At 70.0% G+C, this 12,242-nt stretch carries 12 protein-coding genes; 5 read left to right on the top strand and 7 right to left on the bottom strand.

Annotated features, from left to right (window positions below; translation table 11 throughout):
- Positions 1-16 precede the first annotated feature (16 nt).
- Positions 17-376 (bottom strand): NADH-quinone oxidoreductase subunit A, encoded by a 360-nt coding sequence (locus tag OG580_RS20975; protein ID WP_019888619.1) that lies wholly within the window; start codon positions 374-376, stop codon positions 17-19.
- 660 nt (positions 377-1,036) lie between these two features.
- Here OG580_RS20975 and OG580_RS20970 point away from each other — a divergent pair.
- Complete coding sequence (locus tag OG580_RS20970) at positions 1,037-1,969, top strand: C40 family peptidase (RefSeq protein WP_267045216.1); 933 nt, start codon at positions 1,037-1,039, stop codon at positions 1,967-1,969.
- 149 nt (positions 1,970-2,118) lie between these two features.
- On the opposite strand, the gene OG580_RS20965 is transcribed toward OG580_RS20970, so the two are convergent.
- From OG580_RS20965 to OG580_RS20945, 5 genes are all read right to left on the bottom strand, one after another.
- The gene (locus OG580_RS20965; RefSeq protein ID WP_267045215.1) at positions 2,119-3,405 is read right to left on the bottom strand and encodes a geranylgeranyl reductase family protein; all 1,287 of its coding nucleotides are present in this window, start codon (positions 3,403-3,405) and stop codon (positions 2,119-2,121) included.
- 163 nt (positions 3,406-3,568) lie between these two features.
- Positions 3,569-4,261 carry a demethylmenaquinone methyltransferase gene (locus tag OG580_RS20960; RefSeq protein WP_267045214.1) on the bottom strand — a complete coding sequence of 231 codons (693 nt, stop codon included), beginning with the start codon at positions 4,259-4,261 and terminating at the stop codon, positions 3,569-3,571.
- A 98-nt stretch (positions 4,262-4,359) separates the two neighbouring features.
- The gene (locus OG580_RS20955) at positions 4,360-4,959 is read right to left on the bottom strand and encodes a hypothetical protein (protein WP_267045213.1); all 600 of its coding nucleotides are present in this window, start codon (positions 4,957-4,959) and stop codon (positions 4,360-4,362) included.
- 7 nt (positions 4,960-4,966) lie between these two features.
- The gene (gene mqnC / locus OG580_RS20950) at positions 4,967-6,181 is read right to left on the bottom strand and encodes a cyclic dehypoxanthinyl futalosine synthase (RefSeq protein ID WP_267045212.1); all 1,215 of its coding nucleotides are present in this window, start codon (positions 6,179-6,181) and stop codon (positions 4,967-4,969) included.
- A gap of 328 nt (positions 6,182-6,509) precedes the next feature.
- A complete protein-coding gene (locus OG580_RS20945; RefSeq protein ID WP_267045211.1) occupies positions 6,510-7,382 on the bottom strand; it encodes a menaquinone biosynthetic enzyme MqnA/MqnD family protein in 873 nt (290 codons plus the stop codon).
- Positions 7,383-7,677: 295 nt separating this feature from the next.
- Between OG580_RS20945 and OG580_RS20940 the strand changes: the two genes are divergently transcribed.
- The gene (locus tag OG580_RS20940) at positions 7,678-7,881 is read left to right on the top strand and encodes a cold-shock protein (RefSeq protein WP_267045210.1); all 204 of its coding nucleotides are present in this window, start codon (positions 7,678-7,680) and stop codon (positions 7,879-7,881) included.
- Between the two features lie 167 nt (positions 7,882-8,048).
- On the opposite strand, the gene OG580_RS20935 is transcribed toward OG580_RS20940, so the two are convergent.
- On the bottom strand, positions 8,049-8,885 hold the full coding sequence (locus tag OG580_RS20935; protein ID WP_267045209.1) for a M23 family metallopeptidase: 837 nt from the start codon (positions 8,883-8,885) through the stop codon (positions 8,049-8,051).
- 154 nt (positions 8,886-9,039) lie between these two features.
- On the opposite strand from OG580_RS20935, the gene OG580_RS20930 reads away from it, so the two are divergent.
- The 3 genes from OG580_RS20930 to OG580_RS20920 all read left to right on the top strand — a co-directional run bounded on the left by OG580_RS20930 (position 9,040) and on the right by OG580_RS20920 (position 12,216).
- The gene (locus tag OG580_RS20930; protein ID WP_267045208.1) at positions 9,040-9,444 is read left to right on the top strand and encodes a DUF1992 domain-containing protein; all 405 of its coding nucleotides are present in this window, start codon (positions 9,040-9,042) and stop codon (positions 9,442-9,444) included.
- Positions 9,445-9,485: 41 nt separating this feature from the next.
- Entirely contained in the window at positions 9,486-9,995 is a 510-nt protein-coding gene (locus OG580_RS20925; protein WP_267048069.1) for a DUF664 domain-containing protein, read from the top strand.
- A 121-nt stretch (positions 9,996-10,116) separates the two neighbouring features.
- Positions 10,117-12,216 (top strand): VCBS repeat-containing protein, encoded by a 2,100-nt coding sequence (locus OG580_RS20920; RefSeq protein WP_267045207.1) that lies wholly within the window; start codon positions 10,117-10,119, stop codon positions 12,214-12,216.
- Positions 12,217-12,242 lie beyond the last annotated feature (26 nt).

Genomic DNA, 12,242 nt, shown 5'->3' with positions numbered 1-12,242 from the left:
GGTGCCCCTCAGCCCCTCAGTCCCATTCCAGGCCGCCGCGACGCCACACGTAGGCGTAGGCGACGAAGACGGTGAGCACGAAGAGCAGCATCTCCACGAGCCCGAAAAGCCCCAGGGCGTCGAAGGTGACGGCCCAGGGGTAGAGGAAGACGATCTCGATGTCGAAGACGATGAAGAGCATCGCCGTCAGGTAGTACTTGATCGGGAAGCGGCCGCCCCCGGCAGGCGTGGGTGTCGGCTCGATGCCGCACTCGTATGCCTCAAGTTTTGCCCTGTTGTACCGCTTTGGCCCGATGAGCGTGGCCATGACCACGGAGAAGATCGCAAACCCCGCACCCAGGGCACCGAGCACGAGGACGGGCGCGTACGCATTCACGCTCCTCGCTCCTTCCAGTCGTCCTTGACCGTTGGATCGCACGACCGGACCGTGAAAGATCGCCCCCATGTGAGGCAGTTCACAAGCCCGGCTGCCCCGCATCTTATGCCCGCCCCTCTGTGATCTGCGACACGGGGTACAGCAACGAGTTTGTGATCTCCACCACCTGACGAAGGATCATGAAGTCGGATGAGCAGTGATCTTGTTGCGCGAAGCGCCCAGGTGATCACCAGATGTGACATCCGTACCGGAAGTCGCTGCTCGGAGGGGGTGTCGCACTATCAAGCGTTTCCCCATACAAGCAAATTGGCGATGGACGCGGACCGGTGATAAAGGATCCCGGCATCGCCCGGTCGGGGGGTCCGGCGTACGGAGGTGGACACGTGCGCGCGTTCACGAGCTCGGATGTGACCTGCGTCACTCCACACAGGGGTCCGGGAAAGCGGGGCTTGGCCACAGACGTGAAGAGGTGGTAAGTGACGGGCAATTCGGGCGTTTCATTGAAAACCCATGATCAAGGGCTCAATGCACGGTGCCCGATTTGCCCGTTACGGCGTCAATAAGGGCGCCACGGAAGCGGATTCGGCCGCTCCTGGCGCAACTGTGGCGCAGACCACGTTTCTTGAAGGGAACCGCAAAGCCCTGATAGCGGTTGTACCCATGTCCCACACCGCTCACATACCCAGCCACCGGAAGCCCCGCCGCAGCGCCTCGAAGCTCGCGCTCCGTGCCGGAGTTGCCGGTGGCGTCCTCGGCACCATCGCGGTGGCCGGTGCTGCCGGGCCGGCCAATGCCGAGCCGGTGACCGAGACCATCGAAATGCCCACGCTCGGATCCCTCGACACCGCGGGCCTGGCGAGCGCCGTCGCCGCCTCGGCCGAGGCGTCCCAGCAGGAGGCCCTCGACCAGAGCCTGGAGGCCCAGGAGAGCGCGGCCCTGCAGAAGGCCGCCAAGGAGGCCAAGAAGGCCAAGGCCGAGGCGGACCGCAAGGCCGAGGCCGAGCGCGCCGAGAAGGCCCGCGCCGAGGCCGAGGCCAAGGCGAAGGCCGAGCAGGAGCGCCAGGAGGCCCAGGAGCGCGCCTCCCGCGACCGCGCGCGCACCCAGCTCTCCACCACCTCCACGAGCGACAGCGGCTCCTCGTCGACCGTCTCCGGCTCCTCCGGCTCCTCCTCCTCGGACAGCGGTTCCTCTGATTCCTCGGGGAATGCCGGCAGCAGCACCGAGACGCAGGCCCCCTCCGGCTCCGCCGCCGCGATCGTGGCCTTCGCGCGCGCCCAGATCGGCGACGCGTACGTCATGGGTGGCACCGGCCCCAACTCCTGGGACTGCTCCGGCCTCGTCCAGGCCGCCTACCGCGCCGCGGGCATCGACCTGCCGCGCATCTCCGGCGACCAGTCGAGCCGCGGCACCTCCGTCTCGCTGAGCAACCTCCAGCCGGGCGACATCCTGTACTGGGGCAGCCGCAGCGGCTCGTACCACGTCGCCATCTACGTCGGCGGCGGCAACTACGTCGGCGCGCAGAACCCGTCCACGGGCGTCGTCGAGCGCTCCCTCGACTGGGACACCCCCTCGGGCGCCGTCCGGATCCTCTGATCCGGCGCACCACGTCAGCGGAAAGGCCGTCACTCCTCGGGGGAGAGACGGCCTTTCGGCATTCGTCCTGATTCAGGCGTTGTGCCCGGAAGGTCCCGGACACGGCTGTGCCCCCTCCGGAACCTTCCGGAGGGGGCACAGTCGTTCTCTCACGACTTCGGGGCGACCTTCGAGAGGCCGTTGATGATGCGGTCCATGGCGTCGCCGCCCGTCGGGTCGGTGAGGTTCGCCAGCATCTTGAGCGTGAACTTCATCAGGAGCGGGTGGGTCAGGCCGCGCTGGGTCGCGATCTTCATGACCTTCGGGTTGCCGATGAGCTTCACGAAGGCGCGGCCGAGCGTGTAGTACCCGCCGTAGGTGTCCTTGAGGACCTGCGGGTAGTTCCGCAGGTCCAGCTCGCGCTGGGCGGGGGTCGTACGGGCGTGCGCCTGGACGATGACGTCGGCCGCGATCTGGCCGGACTCCATGGCGTACGCGATGCCCTCGCCGTTGAACGGGTTGACCATCCCGCCCGCGTCGCCGACGAGCAGCAGGCCCTTGGTGTAGTGCGGCTGGCGGTTGAAGGCCATCGGGAGGGCGGCGCCGCGGATCGGCGTCGTCATGTTCTCCGGGGTGTAGCCCCAGTCCTCGGGCATCGAGGCGCACCAGGCCTTCAGCACCTCGCGCCAGTCCAGCTCCTTGAAGGCGGAGGAGGAGTTGAGGATGCCGAGGCCGACGTTGGACGTGCCGTCGCCCATGCCGAAGATCCAGCCGTAGCCGGGGAGCAGCCGGTCCTGCGGACCGCGCCGGTCCCACAGCTCCAGCCAGGACTCCAGGTAGTCGTCGTCGTGGCGGGGCGACGTGAAGTACGTACGGACGGCGACGCCCATCGGCCGGTCCTCGCGGCGGTGCAGGCCCATGGCGAGGGAGAGCCGGGTGGAGTTGCCGTCGGCCGCGACGACGAGCGGGGCGTGGAAGGTGACCTCGCGCTTCTCGTCGCCGAGCTTGGCGTGGACGCCGGTGATCCGGCCCGTGCGGTCGTCGACGATCGGGGCGCCGACGTTGCAGCGCTCGTACAGCCGGGCACCGGCCTTCTGCGCCTGCCGGGCGAGCTGCTCGTCGAAGTCGTCGCGCTTGCGGACGAGTCCGTAGTCCGGGTACGAGGCGAGCTCCGGCCAGTCGAGCTCCAGGCGGACGCCGCCGCCGATGATCCGCAGGCCCTTGTTCCGCAGCCAGCCGGCCTCTTCGGAGATGTCGATGCCCATGGAGACGAGCTGCTTGGTGGCGCGGGGGGTGAGGCCGTCGCCGCAGACCTTCTCGCGGGGGAACGCGGTCTTCTCCAGGAGCAGGACGTCGAGTCCGGCCTTGGCGAGGTAGTACGCGGTGGTCGAGCCGGCCGGGCCCGCTCCGACGACGATCACATCTGCGGTGTGCTCGGAGAGGGGCTGCTCGGTCACGGCGGATTCTCCCGAAGACTCGACGGTAGGGGGGCGGTACGGACGTACCGGGGCAGTCTATGGGGGCGGGTCACGGGCCGACCGGAGGGCCACCCCGACGCCTGCCCGGAGGGCCGCCCCGACGCCTGCCCGAGGGGCCACCCCGGCGTCCGGCCGGAACCCCTCAGGCCTTGAACCCCCGGTGCAGGGCGACGATCCCCCCGGAGAGGTTCCGCCAGGCCACCTTCGACCAGCCGGCCTTCTGGAGCAGTCCCGCCAGGGTCGGCTGGTCCGGCCAGGACTGGATGGACTCGGCCAGGTACACGTACGCGTCGGGGTTGGAGGAGACGGCGCGGGCCACCGGCGGCAGCGCGCGCATCAGGTACTCCTCGTACACCGTGCGGAACGGCGCCCAGGTCGGGTGCGAGAACTCCGAGATGACGACCCGGCCGCCGGGCTTCGTCACCCGGTACAGCTCGCGCAGCGCCGCCTCGGTGTCCTGGATGTTGCGCAGCCCGAAGGAGATGGTGACGGCGTCGAACACGTCGTCGCGGAAGGGCAGCTTCGTGCCGTCGCCCGCCGTGAAGGGCATCCACGGGTGGCGCTTCTTGCCGACCTGGAGCATCCCGATCGAGAAGTCGCAGGGCACGACGTACGCGCCGGCCCGGGCGAAGGGCTGGGAGGAGGTGGCCGTGCCCGCCGCGAGGTCGAGGATCTTCTGCGCGGGGCGGGCGTCGACCGCCTTCGCGACCTCCTTGCGCCAGCGTCGGTCCTGGCCGAGGGAGAGCACGTCGTTGGTGAGGTCGTAGTTCGCCGCCACGTCGTCGAACATCGAGGCGACTTCGTGCGGCTGCTTGTCCAGAGTGGCGCGGGTCACTGGCGTTCGGCCTCGCAGAATCGGGGTACGGGCGGGCACGTCCATTCTCGCAGGCGGAGCGGGGCCACCGACCGGGGGCTTGCCGGTCGGTGGCGACGTCAGCGGCTGCGGTGGACGAGACGCCCCTCGATGACGGTCGCCACACAGGTCGAGGCGCCGAGGCGGACCAGGGCCGCCCTGTCGGGGACGTCGAAGACGGCGAAGCGGGCGGGCCCTCCCGGCACCAGACCGGGCATGAGCACCAGCGGCACCGGCGAGAAGGACGGACTGCCGGGGAGCGCCTCGGGGCGGCGGCCGATGGCGAGACCGGCCCTCCGTACGGCGTCCACGGCGGCCCGGCCGCGCAGTTCGCCGGCGATGGCGACCGTCCCGTGGGCGAGCATCCGCTGCACGCCGCGGCGCGCGGAGGCGCCCCGGCGGGAGGCGTCCATCCGGAAGATCCGCTGCGCCCGCTCCCCCGTGATCGGCTCGGTGCCGAACCCCGCGGCCTCCCGGGGGTCCGGGTGGTACATGCCTTCGAGCAGCTCGGGCGCGTACGGGTTGAGCAGCCCGGGCGTGAGGATGCCGGGCCACTGCCGCACCCGTGCCTCGGGGCGGACCGCGGCCAGGTCCTCGTACGGGCCGACGGCGGCGATGACGGCGCCGTCGACCAGGACGGCGGTCTCGGGCGACGCCTCGGCGACGTGGATCGTCAGCACGGGCGCGTCAGTTGGCGTCGAGGAGCTTCAGCTCCGGGTGGGCCGTTCCGCCCTCGATCGCGATGGACGAGATGTGCGAGGCGACGCGCTCGTCGACCGGGTCGTTCGCCGGGTCGTCGTGGACGACGAGGTGCTCGTACGTGGTCGCGCGCTGCGCCGGGACACGGCCCGCCTTGCGGATCAGGTCGATGATCTCCAGGCGGTTCGAGCGGTGCCTGGCACCCGCCGAGGAGACGACGTTCTCCTCCAGCATGATCGAGCCGAGGTCGTCGGCGCCGTAGTGCAGGGAGAGCTGGCCGACCTCCTTGCCGGTGGTCAGCCACGAGCCCTGGATGTGGGCGACGTTGTCGAGGAAGAGCCGGGCGATCGCGATCATGCGCAGGTACTCGAAGAGCGTGGCCTGCGTACGGCCCTTGAGGTGGTTGTTCTCGGGCTGGTACGTGTACGGGATGAAGGCCCGGAAGCCGCCCGTCCGGTCCTGCACGTCACGGATCATGCGCAGGTGCTCGATCCGCTCGGCGTTGGTCTCGCCGGTGCCCATCAGCATCGTGGAGGTGGACTCGACGCCCAGGTTGTGGGCGATCTCCATGATCTCCAGCCAGCGCTCGCCGCTCTCCTTGAGCGGGGCGATGACCTTGCGCGGCCGCTCGGGGAGCAGCTCGGCGCCGGCGCCGGCGAAGGAGTCGAGACCGGCCGCGTGGATGCGGGTGATCGCCTCCTCGACGGAGACCTTGGAGATGCGGGCCATGTGGTCGACCTCGGAGGCGCCGAGGGAGTGGATGACCAGCTGCGGGAAGGCCTGCTTGATGGCGGCGAAGTGCTGCTCGTAGTACTCGACGCCGTAGTCCGGGTGGTGGCCGCCCTGGAACATGATCTGGGTGCCGCCGAGCTCCACGGTCTCCGCGCAGCGGCGCAGGATGTCGTCGAGGTCGCGGGTCCAGCCCTTCTTGGTGTCCTTGGGCGCCGCGTAGAACGCGCAGAACTTGCACGCCGTCACGCAGACGTTCGTGTAGTTGATGTTGCGCTCGATGATGTACGTCGCGATGTGCTCGGTCCCCGCGTACCGGCGCCGGCGGACGGCGTCGGCGGCGGCGCCCAGCGCGTGCAGGGGCGCCGAGCGGTAGAGGTCGAGCGCCTCCTCGGGGGTGATCCGGCCACCCGCGGCTGCGCGGTCGAGAACGGCTGCGACATCAAGCGACGTGAGTTCGGCCTTCTCGGTCACCGGGTACGTCCCTTTCGGAGGGGGTTCTGACAGACCGAACCAGCGTACGCCAGCGCTTGTCGCGGCTTCGGCAGGGTGTCGGTCGGCGGGGCCCGGTGCGAATGCCGGGTGAATTGCGCGGGGCATTCCGGGAACGTCCTGAAAGGGGCGTCGGGAGCATCGGGGGCGTACCGGATTCGGCTCGCGATTCGTGCGCGCCCGGGCTCGTGATTCGGTCGCGGCCGGGCTCGTGATTCGGTTCGCGCGCATTCCCTGACGCCCCCGGCCCCTAAGGCGCGCCCTAAGAGGCGGCCTAAGGGGCCGCCTAAGAGACGGCCTAAGGCGCGGGCTATCGGGCCCGGGGGCCCAGCAGTTCGACCCGGACATCGGCCGGGAAACCCGTCGTCGGGCCCGTGCGGCGGGCGAACTCCCGTACGCCCGCGAGCTGCTCCGGGCCGAAGCGGAAGTCGAGCGTACGGAAGTACCGCTCAAGGAGTTCCGCGTCGAAGGTCTCCCAGCGGGCCGCCTGCTCGGCGACCTTGGCGACCTCTTCGAGGGAGAGGTCCCGGGAGGCCAGGAAGGCCTGGTGCACCTCGTGGACGGTCTCCGGCTCGCGCGCCAGGTAGTCCTTGCGCGCCGCCCACACGGCGAAGACGAACGGCAGCCCGGTCCACTCCTTCCACATGAGGCCGAGGTCGTGGACCTGGAGCCCGAGGCGGGGAGCGTCGTGCAGGGAGGCCCGGAGCGCGGCGTCGCCGATGAGGACGGCCGCCTCGGCCTCCTGCATCATCACGCCCAGGTCAGGCGGGCACGTGTAGTAGTCGGGCCGTACGCCGTACTGCTCGGCGAGCAGCAGCTGGGCGAGGCGTACCGACGTACGGGAGGTCGAACCGAGCGCCACCCGAGCGCCGTCCAGCTCCCGCAGGGGCCGCTGGGAGACGATCACGCAGGACATGACGGGCCCGTCGCAGCCGACGGCGATGTCGGGGAGGGCGACGAGGTCCTGCGCGTTGCGGAGGTACTCGACGAGGGTGATGGGGCCGACGTCGAGATCGCCCCGCACGAGGCGCTCGCTGAGCTTCTCCGGGGTGTCCTTCGTGAGCTCCACGTCGAGGAGCGTTCCGGTCCTCGCCAGGCCCCAGTAGAGGGGCAGGCAGTTCAGGAACTGGATGTGTCCGACGCGGGGCCGGCTGCGCTGGTGGTCATCGGTTGCATTGTCCACATAGTGAGGCTAGACCCGTCTCGTACGGCGGACATCGCCGGGGCGCGCGACACGGTGTCCAAGGCCGTCCTCGGGCACGTCGGACGTCAGCATGGAACCGCAGATCAAACATGCGGGTGACGTGATCTTTCCCTCTACCGCCCGCCGCGTCCTGCGTGCTACGCTCAACGCAAGTTGCAGTTTGGTTTCCCTTGCAGTACAGAGCCTGCGGAGCATGTGACCCGCAGGCTTTTGTAGTTTTCAGACTTGTTTGCAGGTTCTGGAGCAGGGCAACCCTTTGGCCCAAGGAGGGCTTATGGCTACCGGAACCGTCAAGTGGTTCAACGCTGAAAAGGGCTTCGGCTTCATCGCCCAGGACGGCGGCGGCCCGGATGTCTTCGTCCACTACTCCGCGATCAACACGAACGGCTTCCGTTCGCTCGAGGAGAACCAGCTCGTGACCTTCGACGTCACGCAGGGCCCGAAGGGCCCGCAGGCGGAGAACGTCAGCCCGGCCTAAAGTGCCCGGGCCGGCGTCAGCGCTGGACTAGAGCAGTACCCAAGGAGCCCCGCTCCGTGCCGGAAGGCACGAGCGGGGCTCCTGCCCTTTTCCGGGCGGGCTCGGGGTGGGCTCGGCACGGGCCCAGGACGGGCTCGGCACGGGCTCAGGGCGGGCTCAGCACGGGCTCAGCACGTGGGGATGACCGCTCCGTTGTTGTCGCGGGCCTCGTCGTTGCCCCAGCGCGACAGGTAGTAGGCGGACACGTACGCTCCGTTGCCGTTCTTCCCGGCGTAGACGGTGTCGAGGTCGGTCCTGAGCCACCAGTGGTTGTAGTTGCCCGAGCCGTCCCGGACCTCCTGGCCCCAGACCTTGCAGTAGACGTAGTTCGTGCCCGCGTTCAGCACGCCCTGGGCGTCGTTGGTGTTCGCCTGCGCGTAGCCGGTCGCGTTGGCGAAGGTGTCGACCCAGTACTTCCCGCCTCCGCCGCCCGAGCAGCCGTTGTCGCTCGTCAGGTACTTGGAGCCGTACGAGCCCGGGTAGGGCGCGAGGGAGACGCCGTTGATCACGATGGGCTGGCCGACGCCGTTGTAGAGCTGCTCGTAGTGGATGTGGGCGCCGGAGCTGTTGCCGGTGGTGCCGGTGGTGCCGATCTGCTGCCCCTGGGCGACCCAGGCGCCGTTGGCGACGGAGTAGGCGTTGAGGTGGAAGTAGTACGTCTTCCAGCCACTGCCGTGGTCGATCACGATGTAGTTGCCCGCGCCGGTCGGCTGGGAGTAGCGGTAGGCGGTGCCGGAGGCCGAGGCGAGGACCGGGGTGCCGGCCGTCGTACCGCCGTCGGCGCGGATGAAGTCGAGGGCCTGGCGGACCTCGGCGGAGTGGTGGCCGTAGGTCCACTTCTGGCCGCAGGGGTAGGGGGCCTTGAAGAGCGGCGCCGCCTGGGCGGGGGTGGTCGTGACGAGTGCGGTGAGCAGACCCGCGACGAGCGCGAGCAGGGTGCCGAGCGGGGTGATGCGGGCACGCATGCGTCCTCCGGTACGGGGATGTGGGGAGCGGTGGACAGCGCGTCGCCGCACGGGTCGACGCGCGTTGAACGGACCACAGCGTGCCGGAAGATCGCGTGTGGCAGTAGACCGCGAGCACCACACCCGTTCGACGGCGATTACGTAGTCTGGACACATGACCGAACGGAAACCGCCCGGCGTCAGCTTCGAGTCGTTCATCGACAGGCAGATCCGCGAGGCCTCGGAGCGCGGGGAGTTCCGGAGCCTTCCCGGCTTCGGGAAGCCCCTGGCCGACGACTCGGCGCCGTACGACGAACTGTGGTGGATCAAGGGCAAGATGCACAGCGAGGGCGCGTCCGTGCTGCCGCCCTCGCTCGCCCTCCGCAAGGAGGCCGAGGACGCGGAGAAGGCGGTGGCCGCGGCCGTCTCGGAGCGGCAGGTCCGCCGGATCCTCGACGAGATCAACACGAAGATCGCCGAGGCCCTGCTCCGTCCGCCGGCCGGTCCCCCGCTGAACCTGAAGCCCTTCGACGTCGAGGCGACGGTGGCACATTGGAGGGCGGAGAGGAACCTCCCGTGACTCCCATGACCCCGGTGACTCCCGTGACTCCCGTGACTCCCGTGAACAGCGCCGGTCTGCTGGTGGACGCGTTCGGGCGGGTCCGCGAGGCCGTCCACGAAGCCGTCGAGGGCCTGACGGAGGACGAGCTCGGCGCCCGGATCGACCCGGACGCCAACTCGATCGCCTGGCTCGTCTGGCACCTCACCCGGATCCAGGACGACCACCTCGCGGGCGCCTTCGATACGGAGCAGCTGTGGACGGCGGACGGCTGGGCGGCCCGCTTCGCCCTGCCCTTCCCGGACGGGGCCACCGGATACGGCCAGTCGAGCGCCCAGGTGGCCGCGGTGCGCGCGTCGGCGGAGCTGCTGCTCGGCTACCACGACGCCGTGCACGCGCGGACGGTGGAGCTGGCCGGGACGGTGACGAACGCGGACCTGGGCCGGGTCGTCGACACCTCCTGGGACCCGCCGGTCACCCTCGGCGTGAGGCTGGTGTCGGTGATCGCGGACGACCTCCAGCACGCGGGTCAGGCGGCGTACGTACGAGGTGTGTTGGAGCGGAAAACCTAGTGCAACCATTCGACGTCCTCGTGTGTCTGACTGGTCGGCGTGCGGTGGTCTCCGTCCGCCGACCAGTTAGAGGACGCCGCTGACGACACGCGCGTCCTCCTCGGGGGAGGAACGTTTCACCTTGATCGACACCGCCGTATCCCGTCGCCGGATCACCACGGCCGTCACCGTCGCCCTCGCCGTCACCCTCGGCGCCGGCGCCCTGAACGCCCCCGCGTTCGCGGCCCCGGCCGGCGGGGTGTCGGCGGCTGAGGGGGCTCAGGTGGCGGCCGCGACTCCGACGTTCCCGAGGGACGCCGAGGTCGTCCTCGCGGGGACGACGGGCTTCCTGGCCAGCAACGGCACCTGGACCGGGTACGACGGCGTCACGGCAGAGCGCGGCGTCGGCCACGACTGGCAGGCCACCGGCGCGCCGGACCTCATGGAGGCGGTCGACGCCTTCGAGTCCAGTCTCGTCAACATGGCCACCGGTGCCACGGTGCTCAGTGTCAACAGCCAGATCGCGGGGCCCATCCGCGCGTTCGTGGGCGCCGCCGGCACCGCGATCTTCACGGTCAACGTGAACAACACCTTTCTGATCCACACCAAGGCCGGCACCACCACGACCACCCGCGTGGTGAAGGGCGTGCCCGCGGACGCCTCGGACATCACCGTCCAGGCGGGCAACGCCTCGTACGGTGTGGTCACCTACTCCGCGACGACGGACGGCACGGAGAAGCGGTACCGGGGTCTCGTCGACCTGGAGGCCGGCGGCGTCGTCGAGACCTACGAGGTCCCGCAGTCCACCACGGGCAACGTCGCCGTCTCGGAGAAGGTCGTCGTCTGGTCCGAGGGCGGCGACGTGGTCGTCACCACGCGCGCCACCGGCGCCCAGAGGCGCATCGCGGCCAACACGACCGGTTCGCCGAGCCACGTCGGCCTGATGGGTGACTGGGTGACGTACTCGTCGCTCGGACACGGCCGCATGATCGCCCACAACCTGACCGACGACCGCACCGTCGCCTTCTGGGACTCCATCTCCTCGATCGCCAACGACCCGAACGGCTCCCAGCTCATGCTGGGCAACGGCAAGGCCGGCGAGGGCCTGTACCGGATCGCGCTCGGCGCCGACGGGGTTCCGGCCTCCACCCTCGTGGCGCCCCTGGCACCGATCCCGCCGGTCCAACTACTCGCGCACACCGTGCCGGCCGTGGCCGACCTGGACCGCCCCGGCCCGTACAAGATCTCGTGGACGTTCAGCGCGGAGGTCAACGGCTGGGTCGAGGTGCGGCACGTGAAGACCGGCGCGTCGAGAATCGTGTTCGTCGGGTGGAGCGGTGTCATGCCGGCCGTGATCGATCTGCAGGATCCGAGCCGGGACGGGCTGCCCAACGGCGACTACACCTGGACGGTCCACGTCCAGGAGGGGGCAGGCCCCGTCCTGGAGAAGACCGGCACCTTCAAGATCACCCGGAAGACGAAGCCGCACGACTTCGACGACAACGGCTCCGCCGACCTCCTCGCCCGTGACGGCAGCGGCACCCTGTGGACCCGCCAGGGCCTCGGCTCCCCCCTGAAGGTCGGCACCGGCTGGGGTGTGTACGACCGGATCGAGGCCACCGGCAACCTCGGCGGCTCCGCCGTCGGCGACGTCGTCGGCCGTGACAGGACCGGCGTCCTGTGGCTGCACAAGGGCGTGGGCAACGGCCTGCTCGCGAACCGCGTCCGGGTCGGTACGGGCTGGAACACCTACAACCTCCTCGCGGGCGGCAGCGACGTCACCGGCGACGGCCGGCCCGACCTCCTCGGCGTCAACAAGACCGGTGTCCTCTGGGTCCACCAGGGCACCGGCAAGGACACCGCCCCCTTCGCCGCCGTGCGCAAGAGCGCCGGGACCGGCTGGGGCGTCTACAACGAGATCGCGGCCGTCGGCAACGTCGCCGGAGCGGCCGCCGGTGACCTCGTCGCCCGTGACAAGGCCGGCGTCCTCTGGCTCCACCTCGGCAAGGGCGACGGCACGTTCGCGCCGCGCATCCGGGTCGGCGCCGGCTGGAACGAGTACACCCAGCTCGTCGGCGTGGGCGACACCGACCGCGACGGCCGCAACGACCTGGTCGCCTACAGCCCGGTCGGCGACAAGGTGTACCTGTACTCCGGTACGGGCGGCTGGAAGGCCCCGTTCAAGGGCCGCGTGGCCACCGGGTACCGCTCCGAGGGCGTCACGTACAACCACTGGTCCTGATCAGGCACGTCTCACCGGGCACGGCA

This window comes from Streptomyces sp. NBC_00094 (assembly GCF_026343125.1).
Lineage (GTDB): Bacteria > Actinomycetota > Actinomycetes > Streptomycetales > Streptomycetaceae > Streptomyces.
This window is presented reverse-complemented; position numbering and strand designations above follow the sequence as displayed.

Excerpts from the sequence above, each read along its gene's own strand:
- OG580_RS20930 (WP_267045208.1), top strand. The coding sequence starts at position 9,040 with ATGACCGAACGGAAACCGCCCGGCGTCAGCTTCGAGTCGTTCATCGAC.
- OG580_RS20935 (WP_267045209.1), bottom strand. The coding sequence starts at position 8,885 with ATGCGTGCCCGCATCACCCCGCTCGGCACCCTGCTCGCGCTCGTCGCG.
- OG580_RS20940 (WP_267045210.1), top strand. The coding sequence starts at position 7,678 with ATGGCTACCGGAACCGTCAAGTGGTTCAACGCTGAAAAGGGCTTCGGC.
- OG580_RS20970 (WP_267045216.1), top strand. The coding sequence starts at position 1,037 with ATGTCCCACACCGCTCACATACCCAGCCACCGGAAGCCCCGCCGCAGC.